Origin of the sequence: Corynebacterium sp. Marseille-Q4381, assembly GCF_036881695.1 — a bacterium.
Lineage (GTDB): Bacteria > Actinomycetota > Actinomycetes > Mycobacteriales > Mycobacteriaceae > Corynebacterium.
This window is the reverse complement of sequence record NZ_JBAJNR010000002.1, coordinates 123,904-143,269: the sequence shown is the minus strand read 5'-3', so window position 1 is coordinate 143,269 and position 19,366 is coordinate 123,904. Positions and strand designations below refer to the sequence as shown.

The following is a 19,366-nucleotide window of genomic DNA, read 5'->3' as shown; positions in this document are numbered from 1 at the left end:
GGCGGCACCTTCGGGCGCTGGGTCTAGAACTTGGAGAAGCGCTTGATCAGCTGCTCTTCCATCTCCGCCCACGCCTGGGCCTTGTCCGTAAACGGCGGGGACGGCACGTAGCCGGCAGCCTCGGTCGAGCCGAGCATGTACGCGAGGTAGTCCTGCATGCGCGGGTTGGCCAAAAGGAAGGAGTTCAGCGAGTCGTCCTTGGCCCAGTCGGCTGCGTCTGCCAGCAGCTCGTACGCCTTGCCCATCTGCTGGGTGTCCACGGCGTCAACGCTTTTCGCAATGTCATCGGTCAGTCCGCTGAAGGAGTAGGAGTTGTCCGGGTGGACCTCCACCTTCAGCTCGCCCGCGTGCGCGGTGTTCATCACATCCTGCCAGGTCGACACCGACGCGAGATCGTGGTCGTCGTTTTCTAGAATCCAGCGGCCGAGGTGCTTTGGGGTGGGGAAGGTGAAAATCTCGCCGTACTTGCCCAAGAACACCGGCGCGGTGCCGAGGTAGGTACGCAGCGTGTAGACCGTCTTGCCCTGGATGGTGATCTTCACCGGGTCGATGCCAGCGCGGCCCCAGTCGGAGGCGTCGTACGGGTCCTGCGCCGCAGTGCGCGCGGCCTCCGCGTCTTGGCGTTCCTGCTGGGCGCGCTCGTTTGCTTCCGCGGCCGCGGCGATAGAGGCCGCTGCCGCCGCAACCGCTTGCGGGTCGAGCTGGTCAGTCTCCACTACGCGGACGGCGCGGTCGAGGGAGTGCACGACCGACTCCCAGTTCTTCAGCACGACCCGCCCCACGCCGGACCATTCGTCGAGGCCGTTCTCGCCGGAGTAGTGGTCGGAGCCGCGGGTGACGTTGTTCAGGATCGAGTGCGAGGCGAAGAAGATTTGTGCCTGCTCGGCGCTGGCAACATCTGCCAGCGAGCGGGAGATCTGAAATACGCGCGACAGCGAAGAGACGTTCTCGTGGCTCGGGCGGCCGGCAAGGAAATCTGGCGCGCCAACGATGTCGTAGTACTGCTTGTCGTTGGGCACCACGCGGGCCTCGCCCTGGGACTGGAACTGCGCCCACTTGGGGTGGTCGCTCAAGTCGTGGCGCGGGGTTGAGTTCAAAAACGCGAGCAGCTCCTCGGGGGAGCGGAAGACCAGCACGGATTCGTCGTCGCCCAAGAAGGCCTGCCACTCGGAGCCCTTCTCCTTCCAGGTTGGCGCCCAGAGGGTGTAGAAGTCGCCCTCGGTTAGGGCCAGTTTGACGGGGAGAATCGCTCGCGTGCTCATGGGCGGAAAGTTTACCCGGTGGGCCTCCAGAACCCTTGGAATCCCATCCCCATGTTGCTCGTGCGCACCGGGTTCATTTGCACCGGGCTACCAGCCTCAACCATCATGCCGTCGCCCACGTACATCGCGGCGTGCCCGGTCCACAACACCAGGTCTCCCGGCAACAGCTCGTTGTAGGAGACCTGCCTGCCTACCGTCTGCGCCGCGGCAGTGCGCGGAATCTCTACACCGGCCTGCCTGTACGCCCACGACGTAAGCCCCGAGCAGTCGAACCCGCCCGGCGCCGCGCCGCCCCACACGTACGGGGTGCCGATTTGGGATTTGGCGGCGGCGACCGCGGCTTGGGCAGCCGGTGTCGGCCCCGCGCTTGAGCCCGACTGGCCCATCGGGTCCACCGTCGGCGGCGCGTGCACCACCTCCACCGACGCCGGCTGGGTGCGGGACGGCACTGCCGAAGGGCTCACCTTGGGCGGTGCGGCCGCGCTAGGGGTTACGGCTGGGGCAGGAGCGGATCCCACGAAACCGCGCAGCGTCTCCGACGCGGCGCTGGCGCCTGCGGAACCACCCGGTACCGCAACTGCGAGCAAGGCCGCGGTGGCGAGTTCGAGCTTGTCTTTCAACACACCGAGTTCGCGGTGCAGCGCCTCCAGCTCGTTGCACGCTTTTTGCACTCCATCTTGCATCACCACCGCTGCCGCAATGCCAGCACCGACGGGGCCGAGCACGCTCCCCAAGGCGAGCGCCCGCGACCCCTTATCCATCGTGTCAATGGCGATCGCCGTCATCTTCGAGGCCGTCGAAGCAACTAACAGCGACGCGGCGGCCACAGCGTCGCTAATCTCGCCTCGGTAGTCCCGCAAGCCCTGCACCATCGCCATGTGGCGCGCCGGGTCCGCGCCGACCACGGCGGCGAGCGGAGCGAAATCGTCGAACCCGGGTGTGCGGTAGCGGGGCATGGTCGGGATGAGGTCCGGCTTGTGCGCGAGGATCTTCAACCCGACTGAAACCGGGTCGAGGATGTGGCTGCCCAGGGCAGAAAACACAGGCGAGAGCGTCACAGCAGTGCCCCCAACCCGGCGCTTGTGGCACCGTCGACGCTGTCGGCTGCGTACACGGTCGTCTCCATGTTCGCGGCTATCCGGCGCGCTTCGTCGCGCACTTGCTGCGCCCGCCGCTCAGCCGCATCGATGGCGGTGCGGTACGCGGCGTGGAACACCTCGAAGGGAAAGCCGCTTGGGACAGGGACGTGGGGCAGGGGTGTGAGTGCGCCCGCATCCGCGCGCAGCGAGTCGGTGTGGGCGAAGACGGCGTGAGCATCCAGGGCGAAAGTTTCCATGGGTATTAGACGCCCAGCGGCGGGTGACGGTTCCCCCAGGCGCGAAACTTCCTACCATGGTCGTATGCACATCACCGTTGTGAACCACCCGCTGGCGGCGTCCCGCCTGACCATCATGCGCGATGAGCGCAGCAACAACGCGGCCTTCCGCGCCGCCCTGGCAGACCTCGGCGCCATGCTGATCTACGAGGCCAGCCGCGACCTCGAGGTGGAAACGTTCGATACCGCGACCCCGGTTGGCACGGCCAAGGGCTCCCGCTTGAAAACGCCCCCGATCGTCGTCCCCATCATCCGCGCAGGACTCGGCATGGTCGATCCCGCTTTGTCAATGATTCCGGACGCGCAGGTCGGCTTCATCGGCATGGCCCGCAACGAGAACACACACGAGCCGGTGCCCTACCTTGAGGCGCTGCCGCACGACCTGTCCGGCCAGCCGGTGTTCCTCGTCGACCCGATGCTGGCCACCGGCGGGTCCTTGATCCACGCGATCGACCTTCTGGTGGAACGCGGCGCGGACGACATCACCTGCGTCTGCATGGTCAGCGCGCAGCCCGGCGTGGACAGGCTTGAGGCGCACGGCGGCCCGGTGCGGCTGGTCACGGCGACCATCGACCCGGAACTCAACGCCGATGCGTACATCGTGCCGGGCCTCGGTGACGCGGGCGACCGCCTCTACGGTCCGCGCAACATCGATCTCTAAACACTTCGCCTGCGCATCCCTGGCGCGGTTTCTTAGCCTGTAATAAGCTGCTTCACAACAACTTTGGTGGGGTACTTGGGGGAGAAATCCGATGTCGGAATTGTTGCCGCAGTCGTATTGGGCGAGCTACGCCTTAACGTTGGGTCAGCGAGTGAAAATGTTGCGGCAGATGCGCGGGCTCACGCAGGTGCGGCTGGCGGAAATCGCCGGCGTGTCGAGATCGCTCGTGTCGAATTTGGAACGCAACGACTACAACGGCTCGCGCGCGGCCGATCCAACCATCAGCACAATATATCGCCTGGCAGGAGCGCTGTACGTCCCGCCAGCGGCGCTACTGCCGGGGGCTGGGGTGGTCGTCGAAAAGCTGTGCGTTGTACCCTCCGGCGACGACGTTGCGGTGACCGTCAACTGGCCGGCTGCGCCGACGGATACTGCGCGTTTCGCCGACGCCTATCTCAAGTGCGGCGCACCGCACGGCGTCGACAGGTTTCTGGCCTAGCGTAAAGTAACTGACTGGAACTTTTACGGGGTGGTGCGGTTCGGTGAAGGAGGAGCACTTCGGTGACAGAGGCGGTCGCAGCATCGATCTCGGCGCATGTGGATGCGTGGTTCGCAAAGCATGAGGACGCGGTGATCGGCTGGCGCCGACACATCCACTCGCACCCGGAGCTGTCCAACGAGGAGATAGCGACCACCGACTTCATCGTCGACGTCCTCGCCGAGCACGGACTCGAGGCGGTGCGGTTCCCGGGGACCGGTTGCTACGTGGATATCGGCCCGGCGCAAGGAGAGCGCATCGCGTTCCGGGCTGACATCGACGCGCTGCGCGTGCCGGAGCAGACCGGCTTAGAGTTCGCATCCGTTCACCCCGGTGTTTCGCATGCGTGCGGGCACGACGTCCACGCAACCGTGGTTTTGGCCCTCGCCTGCGCGCTGTCGACGGCGGACCTTTCCGTCCCGGTGCGGTGCATCTTCCAACCTGCTGAAGAAGTGATGGGCGGCGGCGCGCTGGATGTCATCGAGTGGGGCGGGCTGAGCGGCGTGTCCGCGATTTTCGCGCTGCACGCAGAACCGAAATTGCGGGTGGGCCAGATTGGGGTGCGCGCTGGCGCCATCACCTCGGCGTCTGACGTGCTCCGGTTGCGCGTGGAGGGCCCGGGCGGCCACACCGCGCGCCCGCACATGTCGGCGGACGTGGTCTACGCGCTCGGCGCGGTGGTTACCCAGCTGCCTGCTCTGCTCTCGCGCCGCGTTGACCCGCGCACCGGCACTGTCCTAGTTTTTGGGCACGTGGAGGCGGGCGACGCCGCGAACGCGATTCCGAAGCAAGGCATCCTCGACGGCACGGTTCGAACCGCCGACATTGGCACGTGGCGCGAGCTCGAGGGGATTCTGACCGACTTAATCGACCTGATCATCGCCCCCACGGGCTGCACGTACCACCTGGACTACGTCCGCGGCGTGCCGCCGGTACTCAACGACGACGCGGCAACGGCGATCGCGGTAGCGGCCGGCCGGTCGAAGGATCCGCACGCGATTGTCACCGCGCCGCAGTCTTCCGGCGGCGAGGATTTCTCCTGGTACCTGGAGCAAGTGCCGGGCACGATGGTGCGCCTCGGAGTGTGGAACGGCCAAGGCGCAAAGCCGGACCTGCACCAGGGCAATTTGCTTGTCGACGAGCGCGCCGTCGGCGTCGGCGTCCGCCTTTTCGGCGCCGTGGCGGAGCACTACTACTCGGCCACCTGCAAGGGCGGAGCTGAGAATGTGCCGGTAGACTAGCTGGCGATTTTGCCCCCAACGTTTGCCCTCAAGCTTTTAAGGAGAGTGCTGGTGTCGAAGAAGATTGTGATCATGGGCGGCGGCCCGGGCGGCTACGAGGCGGCGCTCGTTGCCTCAAAGTACGGCGCGGACATCACCTTGGTGGAGAACCAGGGCGCGGGCGGCTCCGCGATCCGCAAAGACGTCGTGCCTTCCAAGAGCTTCATTGCCGGCGCGAACATCAAAACCGACCTGCGCCGCGCCGACGCGATGGGCTTGAACCACGAGCTGGGTGAAGCTCGCCTGGCAATCAGCGCCTTGAACAACCGCGTGGTCGCGCTCGCTTCCGAGCAGTCCCGCGACATCCACGCGCAGCTAGAGCGCGCCGGGGTGCGCGTGCTTAACGGCCGCGCCCGCTTCTCCTCGGAGCAGCTGGGGCACACCACCCACCGCGTTGTCGCCGAGCTGGCCAACGGCGAAGAGGAGCGGCTGGACTGCGACATGGTGCTGGTGTGCACCGGCGCGTCGCCGCGCGTGCTCAAGGGCGCGGAGCCGGACGGCGACCGCATCTTGAACTGGCGCCAGATGTACGACCTGATCGAGATGCCGACGCACCTCATCGTCGTCGGCTCCGGCGTGACCGGCGCCGAGTTCGTCTCCGCGTACGCCGAGCTCGGCGTTGAGGTCACCATGGTTGCCTCCCGCGACCGCATCCTCCCGCACGACGACGCGGACGCCGCCGATGTGTTGGAGACCGTGCTCGAGGGCCTCGGCGTGCACCTGGAGAAGGACGCGCGCGTGGAGAGCGTGGAGAACACCGGCGACGGAGTCATCGTGCGCACCACCGACGGCCGCGAGATTCGCGGCTCGCACGTGATGATGTCCATTGGTTCCATCCCCAACACCGCCGACCTCAACCTTGAGGCGGCTGGCGTGGAGACGACCCCGTCGGGCCACATTCACGTCGACCGCGTGTCGCGCACGAACGTCGCCGGTATCTACGCCGCGGGCGACTGCACCGACCTCATGCCCCTGGCGTCGGTCGCGGCGCAGCAGGGGCGCATCGCCGTCGACCACGCGCTCGGCGAGGGTGTCGTGCCGATCCGGTTGAAGACGGTGGGCAACGCCGTCTTTACCCGCCCGGAGATCGCCGCTGTCGGCGTCACCGAGCAGCAGATCCGCGACGGCGAAGTCGAAGCCGACATCTACAAGCTGCCGCTGGCCACAAACGCCCGCGCGAAGATGCGCTCGCTGCAGCACGGTTTTGTGAAGATCTTCGCCCGCAAGGGTTCGGGCCAGGTCCTCGGCGGCGTGATCGTCGCCCCGACCGCCTCGGAGCTGATCCACTCGATCACCATCGCGGTGGCAAACAACCTCACTGTCCGCCAGCTGGCGGACTCGATGGCGGTTTACCCGTCACTGTCCGGCTCGGTGACGGAAGCTGCGCGGCGCCTCATCGCGCACTCTGACCTGGATTAGCCGGAAACGACCGCTGCGGGCACTGCTCGCGCGGGCACGTCTCGCACCCGGGCCCGATGGGGGTTGCGGAAGCAGGGGAGAGGTCCAACCCGTCGGCGTAGACCAACCGGTCGGCGTGCGCGGTGTCGCAACCGAGCGCGACCGCGTTCTCCTGCCTCGGTGAGCCGAACTCGGCCGCAGGTCCCTGCACCATGCGCGCCACCCACAGGTAGGTGCGCCCGTCCGGCATGACCGCTACTTGGCGGGTGACGCGGTTCGGTGTCTCAAACGCGCGGTGCACCACCCACAGCGGGCAGGTGCCGCCGCGCTGGGAGAAGTGGAACGCGGTGGTGGACTGCCGCTTGGAAATGTTGCCGGCGCGGTCGGTGCGCACGAACGCGAAAGGCACTGCCCGCGCATTCGGCCGCTGCAGGGTGCCCAAGCGCTGGCAGGTGGACTCGAAGCCGGTGCCGAAGCGCGCGGCGATCATGTCGATGTCGTAGCGCGTTTCCTCGGCCGCGGCAAGGATTTCGCCGTAGGGCATGGTCACCGCGGCGGCGAAGTACTGGGCCAGGCCGTGGCGGCCGAGGTTTGCTGCCGCCGGGTCGGTGATGGGGTTGAGGTGGGCGTCGATAAGCAAGCTGTGTCCTATCAACCCGTAGTGGTACGCGAGCTCGAAACACTGCTGCGCCTCGGTGAGCCCGGTGCGGAGCCGAAGCTCACGCGCTTCGGCGCTGCGCGCGGAGCGGGGGCCTGCGTCGTAGTGGTTGAAGCGGACGGTGTATCCGAGGTCCCGGTCGAACGCCGCGGCGAGGCGGGTGAGCCGAAGCTGGCGCGACGGCGCCTGCAGCGCGAACGCCTCCGCGGCGGTGTCGAGGTCGTCGAAGTAGTTGTTGTTGTCTTGGAAGAAGTCTCGGACGGTGGCGTGCGGGTTGCGCGCCGCGGGGTCAATCAGGGCTGGGATGTCGCGCACGGCGTCGGCGATGCGGGGGAAGCGCACCGCGAAATCGGCGATCTCGTGCTCGTCGACACCGGGGAGCAGCTCCGCCAGCTCGCCGACGGTGCGCTGCTGCGAATCGGGCGAGAAGTACGACGCGTCCAGCCCGAACACCCGGCTGAGCTGCAACAGCACCGTGACGGTGAGGGGGCGCTGGTCGTTTTCAAGCTGGTTGAGATAGCTGGCTGAGACGCCCAGTTTCTTCGCCATGTCCACCTGGGTGAGCCCCTGGGCCTCGCGCAGTGTGTGGATTCGCGCCCCCGCGTACAGCTTCGACATCCTGCTCCGTCCGTGAAAACGTGTGTCTACCTTGTGGTTTACAAAGTTTACATACTCGCTGTATTCACGACACAAAGATTCGCAAGAGCGAACATGATCTGAAACACACTTTGCTTCTTACTATGACGTGCAGCACCCATCCCTTGCTGAAAAGGAGCGAGCCGCATGATCGACCATGAAGTACGCACACGCAAATCCGCCGAGGATTTCCCGGTTGAGGAGCACCTCGCCTACAAGATCGCCCAGGTCGCTGCCGACCCCGTCGAGGTGCCGGAGGACACCAAGGAGATGATCATCAACCGCATCATCGACAACGCCTCCGTTGCGGTTGCCTCTTACGCCCGCCGACCTGTGACCACCGCCCGCGTGATGGCGCAGGCGCACCCGGCCGCCAGCGGCGGCGCCCAGGTCTTCGGTATCGACGGCGCATACTCCGCCGAGTGGGCCGCCTTCGCCAACGGCACCGCGGTGCGCGAGCTCGACTACCACGACACCTTCTTGGCCGCCGAGTACTCCCACCCCGGCGACAACATCCCCCCGATCCTCGCGGTGGCCCAGCACAAAGGCCTCGACGGCAAGGCGTTGATCCGCGGCATCGCCACCGGCTACGAGATTCAGGTGAACCTGGTCAAGGGCATCTCCCTGCACCAGTTCAAGATCGACCACGTCGCCCACCTTGGCCCTTCGGCGGCTGCCGGTATCGGCACCATGCTCGAGCTGGACGTGGATTCGATCTACCAGGCCGTCGGCCAGGCGCTGCACACGACCACCGCAACGCGCCAGTCGCGCAAGGGCCTAATTTCCTCGTGGAAGGCGTCTGCGCCCGCGTTCGCCGGAAAGATGGCCATCGAGGCTGTCGACCGCGCAATGCGTGGTGAGGGTGCCCCAGCCCCGATCTGGGAGGGCGAGGACGGCGTGATCGCCTGGATGCTGCACTCCCCGGACCGCACCTACACCGTCCCCCTGCCTGCACCTGGCGAAGGCAAGCGCGCGATCTTGGACACCTACACCAAGGAGCACTCCGCCGAGTACCAGGCGCAGGCGCCGATCGACCTGGCCCGCCGCATGAAGCAGACGATCGCCGGCGCCGGCAAGACCACCGCGGAGATCGACTCAATCGTTCTGCACACCTCCCACCACACCCACTACGTGATCGGCACGGGCGCGAACGACCCGCAGAAGATGGACCCGACCGCCTCCCGCGAGACCCTCGACCACTCGATCATGTACATGTTCGCCGTCGCACTCGAAGACGGCGCCTGGCACCACGTCGACTCCTACACCCCGGAGCGCGCCGGCCGCCCGGAGACCGTTGCGTTGTGGCACAAGATCTCCACGGTTGAGGATCCGGAATGGACCCGCCGCTACCACTCGAGCGACCCGGACGAGAAGGCGTTCGGCGCCCGCGCCGTAATCACCTTCACCGACGGCAGCGTGATTGAGGACGAGATAGCCGTCGCTGACGCCCACCCGCTCGGCGCTCGCCCGTTCGTGCGGGAGAACTACATTGCCAAGTTCCGCACGCTTGCGAGCGGCGTCGTGGACCCCGAGGAGCAAGAGCGTTTCCTTACCACAGTCCAGGACCTGGAAAACCTGACCGATCTCAGCGAACTGAACATCGCCGTCAATGACGCCGCTCGCGCCGAAGCACCGCAGATCCCCGGAGGCATCTTCTAATGTTCACACCCGAATCCACGCCCCACGAGCGCAGACAGAACTTGAGGGACTCGCTGAACAGTGAGACGATCACCAAACTGCCCGGCGCGTTTAACCCGCTCACCGCCCGCCTGATCGAGGACATCGGCGCCTTCGAAGGCGTGTACGTCTCCGGTGCGGTGATGGCGAACGACTTAGGCCTGCCGGACATCGGGTTGACCACGCTGACCGAGGTCGCCGCGCGGGGCGGGCAGATCGCCCGGGCCACCAACCTGCCGGTGCTCATCGACGCCGACACGGGATTCGGCGAGCCGATGTCGGCGGCGCGAACCCTCGCCGAGTTTGAAGCCGCCGGTCTTGCGGCACTCCACCTGGAAGACCAGGTGAACCCGAAACGCTGCGGCCACCTCGACGGCAAAGAGGTCGTGCCCCGCGATGTGATGGTGCGCCGCATCACCGCAGCGGTGCGGGAGCGCCACGACGACGCGTTTGTTATCTGCGCGCGCACCGACGCAGCCGGCATCGAGGGCATCGACGAGGCCATTGAGCGCGCCAAGGCGTATGCCGACGCGGGTGCGGATCTTATCTTCACCGAGGCGTTGTATTCGGAAGAAGATTTTGCGAAGTTCCGCGCTGCCGTCGACACGCCACTGCTCGCCAACATGACCGAGTTCGGCAAAACCGACCTGATCCCCGCGCCGCGCCTGGAAGCGCTCGGCTACAACGCGGTGATCTGGCCGGTGACCACCTTCCGCATCGCGATGGGGCAGACCGAGGCGATGCTGCGCGACATCGCCGAAACCGGCACCCAAAAGCCGTGGCTGGACAAGATGCAGCACCGTTCACGGCTCTACGAGCTGGTGAAGTACGACCAGTACAACCAGTTCGACCAGTCCGTTTTCACCTATTCCAAAGACACCTACAGCTCGACCTTCAACTAGCTCGACCTTGTTCGATTCCAAAGGAGTGAACCAGAAATGACTGATCAAGACATCCGCAAGGGCCTCAACGGCGTTGTTGCCGACTACACCGCCGTGTCGAAGGTCAACCCGGAGACCAACTCGCTGCTCTACCGCGGCTACCCGGTCCAGGAACTGGCCGAGCACTGCACGTTCGAAGAGGTTGCGTACCTGCTGTGGCACGGCGAGCTGCCGAACGAGGAGCAGATGGCGGAGTTCCGCAGCGGCTGCATGGCCAACCGCGACATCGACGAGGAGTTGATCCAGATCATCAACTTCCTCCCGACGGATTGCCACCCGATGGACGTGCTGCGCACCGCGGTGTCCTACCTGGGCACCCACGATCCGGAGAAGTTCACGCCGGACGCAGACCACTTGCGCTCCATCGGCCGCCAGCTTTTGGCCAAGCTACCGACCATTGTGGCGACGGACATCCGCCGCCGCCAGGGCAAGGAGTACATCGCGCCTTCCAAGGAGAAGGGCTTCTCCGAGAACTTCCTCTGGATGGTCTTCGGCGACGACGAGAAGTCCCCGGCGAACATTCCGTCTGACATCGAGGCGTTTGAGAAGACCATGATCCTCTACGCGGAGCACTCGTTTAACGCCTCCACGTTCACCGCCCGCACCATCGCGTCGACCATGTCTGACGGCTGGTCCGCCATCACCGGCGCTATCGGCGCTCTGAAGGGCCCGCTGCACGGCGGCGCCAACGAGTTTGTCATGCACCACATGGAGGAGATCGGCGACCCCGCCAAGGCGGAGGAGTGGTGCCTGGACAAGCTGAAGAACAAGGAGCTTGTCATGGGCTTCGGCCACCGCGTGTACAAGAAGGGCGACTCGCGCGTGCCGACCATGGAGGCCGCGTTTAAGAAGCTCGCCGCCGAGCACCCGGAGAAGGACTCCCAGAAGTGGGTTGAGATGTACGACATCATGGCGAAGACCATGTACGAGAACACCTCGATCAACATCCGCCCGAACCTCGACTTCCCGTCGGGCCCGGCGTATTACATTCTCGGCTTCGACATCGAGTTTTTCACCCCGCTGTTTGTGATGAGCCGCATCACCGGGTGGACCGCCCACATCATTGAGCAGTTCGAGAACAACTCGCTCATCCGCCCGCTGTCAGCGTACAACGGCCCGGAGGAGCGCCACATCGAGCGCTAGGGTTCCACCCCCGAAACGCGGGCTGTTGCTTGTCGACGCCCGCGTTTTCCCACCCCCACCCACACAACGAATGATGTGACCTGTATTAAACTGATGGTGTTCTATGACCCTCGTCCTTCCTTGAGAAAGGAACAATATGAACCCGGATAACCTCCCGCTGAACGACCTGCCGTCTTTCAAGAAAATCCTGGTAGCGAACCGCGGCGAGATCGCGGTGCGAGCGTTCCGCGCAGCGTTCGAGACCGGTGCCAAAACCGTTGCCGTCTACCCCCGCGAAGACCGCAACTCGTTCCACCGCCCGTTCGCGGACGAGGCAGTCCAGATCGGTATCGAAGGTCAGCCGGTCAAGGCTTACCTGGACGTCGAAGAAATCATCCGCGCCGCCAAGAAGACCGGCGCGGACGCCGTCTACCCCGGTTACGGTTTCCTCTCCGAGCGTGCGGAGCTGGCACGCCGCTGCGCTGAGGAAGGCATCAAGTTCATCGGCCCTACCGCCGAGACCCTCGAGCTGACCGGCGATAAAGCGGCCGCAGTGCACGCCGCCGAGCGCGCCGGGCTGCCGACGCTGAAGGACTCCGAGCCCTCCAGCGACCCGAAGCAGCTGGCGGAGTACGCCAAGGAGTTCGAGTTCCCTGTCTTCGTGAAAGCTGTGGCTGGCGGCGGCGGCCGCGGCATGCGCTTCATCGAGAAGATCGAGGACGTTGAGAAGCTCTCCGCCGAGGCGTCCCGCGAGGCTGAGGCCGCGTTCGGCGACCCGAACGTCTACATCGAGCGCGCTGTGATCAAGCCGCAGCACATCGAGGTGCAGATCATGGCCGACTCGTACGGCAACGTCGTCCACCTCTTCGAACGCGACTGCTCCGTGCAGCGCCGCCACCAGAAGGTCGTGGAGATTGCCCCGGCTCAACACATCACCGAGGAGCAGCGCCAGCGCATCTGCCAGGACGCGGTGAACTTCTGCAAGGAGATCAACTACGAGGGCGCGGGCACAGTCGAGTTCCTGGTTGACGAGAACGGCAACCACGTCTTCATTGAGATGAACCCGCGCGTGCAGGTCGAGCACACCGTGACTGAGGAAGTCACCGGCATCGACATCGTGAAGAACCAGATGTACATCGCGGCTGGCGCCAAGCTGGAGGACATCCACCTCACCCAGGACCTCATCGAGGTCAACGGCGCTGCGCTGCAGTGCCGCATCACCACCGAAGACCCGAAGAACGGTTTCCGTCCCGACTCCGGCACGATCACCGGATACCGCTCCCCGGGCGGCGCCGGCGTGCGCCTCGACGGCTCGGTCGCTGTCGGCACCCCGATTACCCCGAACTTCGATTCCCTTCTGGTGAAAATGACCTGCCGCGGCCGGAACTTCCAGGTCGCCATCGACCGTGCCCTGCGCGCGCTCAACGAGTTCGCGGTAGACGGCGTTTCCACCAACATCGGCTTCCTCCGCGCGCTGCTGTCGGAGGAGGAGTTCCGCCACGAGCGCGTCAACACCGGCTTCATCGCGGACCACCCGCACCTTCTCGAGGCACCCGCCGCGAAGGACGACGCGGGCAAGATCCTGAATTACCTGGCTGACGTCACCGTGAACAAGCCGAACGGCGCCCGCCCGACCACGATCCAGCCGTCGAAGAAGCTGCCGAAGGCCGATTACGGCGACCTGCCGCGCGGCTCGCGCGACGACTTGCTCGAGCTCGGCCCGAAGAAGTGGGCGGAGAAGCTGCGCAATCAGACCGCCCTCGGTGTCACCGAGACCACGTTCCGCGACGCGCACCAGTCGCTCCTCGCCACGCGCGTGCGCACCAACACGCTTGTGGCGGCGGCCAAGCACGTCGGCTACCTCACTCCGCAGCTGACCTCTGTGGAGGCGTGGGGCGGCGCCACCTTCGACGTGGGCATGCGCTTCCTCCACGAGTCGCCGTGGATGCGCCTCGACGAGATCCGCGAGGTGATGCCGAACGTGAACATCCAGATGCTCCTGCGCGGCCGCAACACCGTCGGCTACACCCCGTACCCGGACACGGTCACCCGCGCCTTTGTGCAGGAGGCTGCGACCTCGGGCATCGATATTTTCCGCATCTTCGACGCCCTGAACGACGTGGACCAGATGCGCCCGGCGATCGACGCCGTGCTCGAGACCAACACCACCGTCGCCGAGGTTGCGATGGCCTACTCGGGCAACCTGCTCGACCCGGCTGAGGACCTCTACACGCTGGACTATTACCTCAACCTCGCCGAGGAAATCGTGGAAGCCGGCGCTCACGTGCTGGCGATCAAGGACATGGCCGGCCTGCTGCGCCCCGCCGCAGCGACCAAGCTGGTCACCGCGCTGCGCGAGCGCTTCGACCTGCCGGTTCACGTCCACACCCACGACACCGCAGGCGGCCAGCTGGCAACTTACCTGGCGGCAGCGTACGCGGGCGCCGACGTGGTCGACGTCGCCTCCGCCCCGCTGGCCGGCACCACCTCGCAGCCGTCCATGTCCGCGCTCGTCGCGGCGTTCGCCGACACCGACCGCGACACCGGCATCTCCCTGCAGGCTGTCTCCGACATGGAGCCGTACTGGGAAGCTGTGCGCCAGGTTTACGCGCCGTTCGAGTCCGGTATCCCCGGCCCAACCGGCCGCGTGTACAAGCACGAGATTCCGGGCGGCCAGCTGTCCAACCTGCGCACACAGGCCAAGGCACTCGGTTTGGAGGACCGCTTCGAGCTCATCGAAGACTACTACGCGGCGGTGAACGACATCCTCGGCCGCCCGACCAAGGTGACCCCGTCGTCCAAGGTCGTCGGTGATTTGGCGCTGCACTTGGTTGGCGCCGGTGTCGACCCGTACGAGTTCGCCGACAACCCGCGCAAGTACGACATCCCGGAGTCCGTGATCGGCTTCCTGCAGGGTGAGCTGGGCACGCCTCCGGGCGGCTGGCCGCTTCTGCGCGAGAAGGCGCTTGAAGACCGCGCCGAGGTCGACCACACCGTGGAGGTGCCGGAGGAACTCGCGCCGGACCTCGAAAGCGAGGACCACGAGACCCGCCGCATCGCGCTGGACAAGCTGCTCTTCCCGAAGCAGTACGACGAGTTCCTCGAGCACCGCCGCACCTACGGTGTGACGGACCAGCTCGGCGACAAGACGTTCTTCTACGGCCTCGAAGAGGGCGAGGAGACGATGATCTACTACGGCGAGATCGACGACAACACCCCGCCGCTGGTGGTCCGCCTCGATGCTGTGGGCGAGCCGGACGAAAAGGGCATGCGCCAGGTCATCCTGACCGTCAACGGCCAGGTGCGCCCGATGTGGGTGCGCGACAACAACGCCGAGTCCACTGTCGCCGAGGTGGAGAAGGCCGACACCTCCAACCCGGGCCACGTGGCCGCCCCGTTCGCCGGCGTGGTGAACGTGACCGTCAAGCCGGGCGACGAGGTCAAGGCCGGCGACCAAGTCGCAACCATCGAGGCGATGAAGATGGAGGCTTCCATCTCCGCCACCAAGGACGGCACGGTCGAGCGCGTCGCGCTGCAGCAAGCCACCAAGGTGGAGGGCGGCGACTTGGTTGTGGTGATCAACTAACCGCCATGCCCCGCCGCAGTTCGCGGCGGGGCAGTTGCTTTTTTGCTGTCTGGGGCTATTTAGAGGTCAAACACCATGGTGTCGGGGTGGCCGTCCACGTCTTTGAACCCGAACTTCTCGTAGCGGTGGCGCGCCCGGGCATTGTCCGGATCCACCCACAACGCGAGCTTCGGTGAGCCCTTCTCCCGCGCGAGCGCCGCTGCCTCCTCAAGAAGTTGCGCAGCGAGGCGGTTGCCGGCGAAACGCTGTTCCACTGCGATCGCGATCTCGGGGATGTCGGCACCGAAGTTTGCGTGGCCATCGTCAGGCTGCGCCCAGTACCGCAGCCACACGCCACCAGCAGGTGTGCGCCACTCGTCGAAGGCAATGATGCCGCCGTCGCGCTCGGGGTCCCAGTCGTCGACGTAACCCGCGATGCCCTCGCGCTCTTCAGGTCCAATCTCTGCAGTCTCGTCGCCGAAGACGTCGGCGAGGAAGTTCAAGCGCTGAAGGTACGTGCGGTCTGATTCTGTGGCGTGTCGGAAGGTGAACTCAGGCATAACCACATCCTATTGGCTTTGCTTGAGGCTGCGCAGATGGTGGCTGTAGGCTGAGCCACCATGAGACAGGTTCCGGTGGCGGTTGCCGTGGCCGCGGTGATGGCAATTGGCGCGGCTCCGGCTGCGAACGCCCAAATAGTCGGCGTGACTCAGGGCAAGACAATCCGGGTCGGCTCCAACTCCCAATGCACGCTCGGCTTCATCGACAAGACCGAAAGCGAGCAGGTCGGTTACACCGCCGCGCACTGCGGCAGGAGCAACGACCGGGTCGCCGTACAGGTCGGCGGCCAATGGCACAACATCGGCCGCTTTAAACCTTCGGCAAACTACGTCGCACCCGGCACCGGCAGCGACTGGGGCCGAGTCGAGTTCGACCGGCCCCTCCACGGCTACAACCGGTACACAGGCGACACTGCCGCCGATATCGCCGATCTGCGACCGGGCGACCGCATCTGTTTTCACGGAGCGGCGAGCGGGTCGACTACCTGCTCGAACCTGATTGGGACGCTCGGCGGCAACATCTACTGGGAGGACACCGGCGCAGTCGCAGGCGACTCCGGATCGCCCGTGTGGATTGAGGGCCGAGACGGATTCCTTGGTGTGTTCACCGGGCAGAATATCGTCTACACACCGGGCGGGGAGTACCGCGCGCTGAGGGCCTCAGTTGCTCGAGACGTCCAAGGCCCGACCTCCGACCAAGAGATGGAGCTCATTGCCAAGCACTACGGCGAGCACCGGCCAGCCACCATTCAGGTGCGCACGCCAGTTGTCGTGCCCGCGGGTGGCGCGCAGACGCAAAATGTGAGCAACGACGGTGCGGACATCCGGCGCGTCACGCTTATTACGATCGCCGTGCTCTCGATCGTGGTTGTGGCGGCGCCGTTTATCGCGCAGGCGGCCGGGTTCTAGTCCTTCAGCTCCATCAGCACGGCTGCTTTGTTCACCTGCGCGCCGGGCTCGACTGCCAGCGCGGTCACGCGGCCAGACTTGTGGGCCTTAACCGGGTTCTCCATTTTCATCGCCTCGAGCACGAGCAGCACGTCGCCCTCGGCGACGTCTTCGCTCTCGGCCACGTTGACCTTGATCACCGTGCCCTGCATGGGGGAGGCGACGGCATCGCCTGAGATGGCGGTTTTGGCGCCGGCGCTGCGTCGTTTAGCGGGCTTCTTGCGCCCCGCGCCAAACACGAGGGAGCTGGGAAGCGCGATCTCGATGCGGCGACCGTTGACCTCCACAGCGTAGGTGCGCTTCTCGTCCGCCGCGTTCTCATCGGGCTCAGCGTCGGCGGGGGAGTTGAGCGTGTTGTCCCACTCCTCCTCGATCCAGCGGGTGTAGACGTCGAACCCCTTGTCGGTGCCGATAAAGGCCGGGTCGTTCAGCACCGCCTGATGGAACGGGATGACAGTGGGAAGGCCTTCGACGGTGTACTCGCCAAGCGCGCGGCGGGCGCGCTCAATTGCCTCCGCGCGCGTTTCTCCTGAAACGATCAGCTTTGCCAGCATCGAGTCGAACTGACCGCCGACAACGGAACCGGCGCGCACTCCGGAATCCACCCGCACGCCCGGGCCGGACGGCTCGGCGTACTTGGTGATGGTGCCGGGCGCCGGCATGAAGTTCTGCGCCGCGTTCTCGCCGTTGATGCGGAACTCGAACGCGTGGCCGCGCGGTGCGGGGTCCTCGGTCAGCCGCAAGGTTTCGCCCGCGGCGATGCGGAACTGTTCGCGCACGAGGTCGATGCCGGCGGTGACCTCGGTGACGGGGTGCTCCACCTGGAGGCGGGTGTTGACCTCGAGGAACGAGATCAACCCGTCCGAGCCGACCAGGTACTCCACCGTGCCGGCGCCGTAGTAGCCGGCCTCCTTGCAGATGGTCTTCGCGCTGGTGTGAATGCGCTCGCGCTGCTCATCGGTGAGGAACGGTGCGGGAGCTTCCTCCACGAGCTTCTGAAAACGGCGCTGCAACGAGCAGTCGCGCGTGCCCACAACCACCACGTTGCCGTGCTGGTCGGCCAGCACCTGAGCTTCGACGTGGCGGGCCTTGTCCAAGTACCGCTCGACGAAGCACTCGCCGCGGCCGAACGCAGCGGTGGCCTCGCGAGTCGCGGACTCGAACAGTTCGGGGATTTCCTCGCGGGTGTAGGCAACCTTCATACCGCGGCCGCCGCCGCCGAACGCGGCTTTAATCGCGATGGGCAGGCCGTGCTCGTCGGCAAAGGCAACGACCTCGTCTGCGTCGGCGACCGGCTCCTTGGTGCCCGGAGCCATCGGCGCATCGGCGCGCTCCGCGATCCGGCGGGCCGTAACCTTGTCGCCGAGCGCGGCGATCGATTCCGGCGAGGGGCCAATCCACGTCAGCCCGGCGTCGATCACTTTCTGGGCGAACTCAGCGTTTTCTGAGAGGAATCCGTAGCCCGGGTGGATCGCGTCTGCCCCGGCGTCGGCCGCAGCCTTCAAAATCTTGTCCATGTCCAGGTAGGACTCCGCTGCCGTCGCTCCACCGAGGGCGAACGCTTCGTCGGCGAGCTCCACGAACGGTGCGTCAGCGTCGGGCTCGGCGTACACGGCTACGGAAGCGATGCCGGCATCCTTCGCGGCACGGATAACTCGCACGGCGATCTCGCCGCGGTTGGCAATCAGCACCTTGTTGAATTCAGACACGAAAAATTTCCGTTTCTTCTCGATGTCACGGTCAGTTGAATAGATTTATCTAATCTATATCGTCGTCCGCGTCATCTATTACGGCAGGCGCGAGCGCGGCGGGATCAACTTCGATCGGAACCCGGACCATGTTGCCCCATTCGATCCACGAACCGTCGTAAAGCGAAACGCTTTCGAAACCCAAAATGTGCTTAAGCACGAACCAGGTGTGCGCCGAACTCTCGCCGCGCTGGCAGTACACCACGGTGGGCGCTTTGGGGTCGAAATCGTCGTAGATGGCGGCGATATCGTCAATGCTGCGGAACAGCGAGTTTGGGAAGACGGAGCGGCCCCACGGCACGTTGACAGCACCCGGAATGTGCCCGTGGCGGAGCGTCTGCGGCTGGGGGGTAGTGCCGGCGTAGAGGTCGGGCGTGCGAGCGTCAATAAGCTGAATGTCCTCAACACCCCCGACGAGTTCTGCGGCGAACGTGCGCATCGGTGAATCTGCGCGATCAACCGCCGGGTAGTCAGTCGCCGGGTAATCGGGCACCACGTAGGACGTGTCGCGCTCTTCGCCCATCCACGCGTCGCGGCCGCCGTCGAGGAGACGCACGTCTGGGTGACCGAACAGCTCGAACACCCATGCGGTGTAGGCAGCCCACCAGTTCGCCCGGTCGCCGTAGACCACCACGGTGTCGTCGCGGGAGATGCCGCGGTCGCGCATGAGCGCAGCGAAAGCCTCAGCGTCCACGAGGTCGCGCATGACCGGGTCGTTGAGATCGCGGGTCCAATCGATGCGCACTGCGCCGGGGATGTGGCCGATGTCGTACAGATAGGCGTCCTCGTCGCTTTCCACCACCTTCAGCCCCGGGGTGCCAAGGCGCGCGGACAGCCACGCCGCAGACACGAACTTCTCCGGGTGGGTGAAGCTTTGAAACTGCGGACTGCTGTCGAATTCGATGCCCACTTTGGTCTCCTCAACTCTGGCGCTTCTGAACCGTAAATACCGACGTTAAACGCTATAGGTAACACTACCTGTGAGAAAAAGCGCGCA

At 65.5% G+C, this 19,366-nt stretch carries 16 protein-coding genes; 9 read left to right on the top strand and 7 right to left on the bottom strand.

Translation table 11 applies throughout. The annotated features are described in order from the left end of the window. Nucleotides 1-23: 23 nt before the first annotated feature. The 3 genes from V6D40_RS02465 to V6D40_RS02455 are packed head-to-tail and all read right to left on the bottom strand — an operon-like array spanning nucleotide 24 to nucleotide 2,598. Nucleotides 24-1,262, bottom strand: a complete 1,239-nt coding sequence (locus tag V6D40_RS02465; RefSeq protein ID WP_334288778.1) for a hypothetical protein — start codon at nucleotides 1,260-1,262, stop codon at nucleotides 24-26. 11 nt (nucleotides 1,263-1,273) lie between these two features. Beyond that, nucleotides 1,274-2,305, bottom strand: coding sequence for a C40 family peptidase (locus V6D40_RS02460; RefSeq protein ID WP_334288777.1), 1,032 nt, complete (start codon nucleotides 2,303-2,305; stop codon nucleotides 1,274-1,276). A gap of 11 nt (nucleotides 2,306-2,316) precedes the next feature. Beyond that, nucleotides 2,317-2,598, bottom strand: a complete 282-nt coding sequence (locus tag V6D40_RS02455) for a hypothetical protein (protein WP_334288776.1) — start codon at nucleotides 2,596-2,598, stop codon at nucleotides 2,317-2,319. A 64-nt stretch (nucleotides 2,599-2,662) separates the two neighbouring features. Here V6D40_RS02455 and upp point away from each other — a divergent pair, with 64 nt between their 5' ends. The 4 genes from upp to V6D40_RS02435 all read left to right on the top strand — a co-directional run bounded on the left by upp (nucleotide 2,663) and on the right by V6D40_RS02435 (nucleotide 6,535). After that, nucleotides 2,663-3,298 carry a uracil phosphoribosyltransferase gene (upp, locus tag V6D40_RS02450; protein WP_334288775.1) on the top strand — a complete coding sequence of 212 codons (636 nt, stop codon included), beginning with the start codon at nucleotides 2,663-2,665 and terminating at the stop codon, nucleotides 3,296-3,298. Nucleotides 3,299-3,389: 91 nt separating this feature from the next. Next, entirely contained in the window at nucleotides 3,390-3,797 is a 408-nt protein-coding gene (locus tag V6D40_RS02445; protein WP_334288774.1) for a helix-turn-helix domain-containing protein, read from the top strand. Nucleotides 3,798-3,859: 62 nt separating this feature from the next. Next, complete coding sequence (locus V6D40_RS02440; RefSeq protein WP_334288773.1) at nucleotides 3,860-5,077, top strand: amidohydrolase; 1,218 nt, start codon at nucleotides 3,860-3,862, stop codon at nucleotides 5,075-5,077. 51 nt (nucleotides 5,078-5,128) lie between these two features. Beyond that, on the top strand, nucleotides 5,129-6,535 hold the full coding sequence (locus tag V6D40_RS02435) for an NAD(P)H-quinone dehydrogenase (RefSeq protein WP_334288772.1): 1,407 nt from the start codon (nucleotides 5,129-5,131) through the stop codon (nucleotides 6,533-6,535). Here V6D40_RS02435 and V6D40_RS02430 read toward each other — a convergent pair. Continuing rightward, a complete protein-coding gene (locus V6D40_RS02430) occupies nucleotides 6,510-7,790 on the bottom strand; it encodes a short-chain fatty acyl-CoA regulator family protein (protein ID WP_334288771.1) in 1,281 nt (426 codons plus the stop codon). The two genes, V6D40_RS02435 and V6D40_RS02430, sit on opposite strands and share 26 nt — an antisense overlap. A 165-nt stretch (nucleotides 7,791-7,955) precedes the next feature. On the opposite strand from V6D40_RS02430, the gene prpD reads away from it, so the two are divergent. The 4 genes from prpD (at nucleotide 7,956) to V6D40_RS02410 (ending at nucleotide 15,134) form a co-directional block, all read left to right on the top strand. Beyond that, complete coding sequence (gene prpD / locus V6D40_RS02425) at nucleotides 7,956-9,467, top strand: 2-methylcitrate dehydratase PrpD (protein WP_334288770.1); 1,512 nt, start codon at nucleotides 7,956-7,958, stop codon at nucleotides 9,465-9,467. Beyond that, the gene (prpB, locus tag V6D40_RS02420; RefSeq protein WP_334288769.1) at nucleotides 9,467-10,387 is read left to right on the top strand and encodes a methylisocitrate lyase; all 921 of its coding nucleotides are present in this window, start codon (nucleotides 9,467-9,469) and stop codon (nucleotides 10,385-10,387) included. The genes prpD and prpB overlap by 1 nt, the downstream gene beginning before the upstream one ends. Nucleotides 10,388-10,423: 36 nt before the next feature. Next, nucleotides 10,424-11,569 carry a bifunctional 2-methylcitrate synthase/citrate synthase gene (locus V6D40_RS02415; protein WP_334288768.1) on the top strand — a complete coding sequence of 382 codons (1,146 nt, stop codon included), beginning with the start codon at nucleotides 10,424-10,426 and terminating at the stop codon, nucleotides 11,567-11,569. A 136-nt stretch (nucleotides 11,570-11,705) separates the two neighbouring features. Continuing rightward, the gene (locus V6D40_RS02410; protein WP_334288767.1) at nucleotides 11,706-15,134 is read left to right on the top strand and encodes a pyruvate carboxylase; all 3,429 of its coding nucleotides are present in this window, start codon (nucleotides 11,706-11,708) and stop codon (nucleotides 15,132-15,134) included. A 59-nt stretch (nucleotides 15,135-15,193) separates the two neighbouring features. On the opposite strand, the gene V6D40_RS02405 is transcribed toward V6D40_RS02410, so the two are convergent. Then, entirely contained in the window at nucleotides 15,194-15,673 is a 480-nt protein-coding gene (locus V6D40_RS02405; protein WP_334288766.1) for a GNAT family N-acetyltransferase, read from the bottom strand. Between the two features lie 60 nt (nucleotides 15,674-15,733). Here V6D40_RS02405 and V6D40_RS02400 point away from each other — a divergent pair, with 60 nt between their 5' ends. Continuing rightward, on the top strand, nucleotides 15,734-16,582 hold the full coding sequence (locus V6D40_RS02400; protein WP_334288765.1) for a hypothetical protein: 849 nt from the start codon (nucleotides 15,734-15,736) through the stop codon (nucleotides 16,580-16,582). Here the strand turns inward: V6D40_RS02400 and V6D40_RS02395 are convergent. Together V6D40_RS02395 and V6D40_RS02390 are read right to left on the bottom strand one after the other, a co-directional pair. Next, nucleotides 16,579-18,330 (bottom strand): acetyl/propionyl/methylcrotonyl-CoA carboxylase subunit alpha, encoded by a 1,752-nt coding sequence (locus tag V6D40_RS02395; RefSeq protein ID WP_334288764.1) that lies wholly within the window; start codon nucleotides 18,328-18,330, stop codon nucleotides 16,579-16,581. The genes V6D40_RS02400 and V6D40_RS02395 overlap by 4 nt on opposite strands. Nucleotides 18,331-18,379: 49 nt before the next feature. Further along, nucleotides 18,380-19,279, bottom strand: a complete 900-nt coding sequence (locus tag V6D40_RS02390) for a sulfurtransferase (protein ID WP_334288763.1) — start codon at nucleotides 19,277-19,279, stop codon at nucleotides 18,380-18,382. Between the last annotated feature and the right edge of the window lie 87 nt (nucleotides 19,280-19,366).

Excerpts from the sequence above, each read along its gene's own strand:
- upp (WP_334288775.1), top strand. The coding sequence starts at position 2,663 with ATGCACATCACCGTTGTGAACCACCCGCTGGCGGCGTCCCGCCTGACC.
- V6D40_RS02410 (WP_334288767.1), top strand. The coding sequence starts at position 11,706 with ATGAACCCGGATAACCTCCCGCTGAACGACCTGCCGTCTTTCAAGAAA.
- V6D40_RS02400 (WP_334288765.1), top strand. The coding sequence starts at position 15,734 with ATGAGACAGGTTCCGGTGGCGGTTGCCGTGGCCGCGGTGATGGCAATT.
- prpB (WP_334288769.1), top strand. The coding sequence starts at position 9,467 with ATGTTCACACCCGAATCCACGCCCCACGAGCGCAGACAGAACTTGAGG.
- V6D40_RS02430 (WP_334288771.1), bottom strand. The coding sequence starts at position 7,790 with ATGTCGAAGCTGTACGCGGGGGCGCGAATCCACACACTGCGCGAGGCC.
- V6D40_RS02405 (WP_334288766.1), bottom strand. The coding sequence starts at position 15,673 with ATGCCTGAGTTCACCTTCCGACACGCCACAGAATCAGACCGCACGTAC.
- prpD (WP_334288770.1), top strand. The coding sequence starts at position 7,956 with ATGATCGACCATGAAGTACGCACACGCAAATCCGCCGAGGATTTCCCG.
- V6D40_RS02415 (WP_334288768.1), top strand. The coding sequence starts at position 10,424 with ATGACTGATCAAGACATCCGCAAGGGCCTCAACGGCGTTGTTGCCGAC.
- V6D40_RS02455 (WP_334288776.1), bottom strand. The coding sequence starts at position 2,598 with ATGGAAACTTTCGCCCTGGATGCTCACGCCGTCTTCGCCCACACCGAC.
- V6D40_RS02445 (WP_334288774.1), top strand. The coding sequence starts at position 3,390 with ATGTCGGAATTGTTGCCGCAGTCGTATTGGGCGAGCTACGCCTTAACG.
- V6D40_RS02465 (WP_334288778.1), bottom strand. The coding sequence starts at position 1,262 with ATGAGCACGCGAGCGATTCTCCCCGTCAAACTGGCCCTAACCGAGGGC.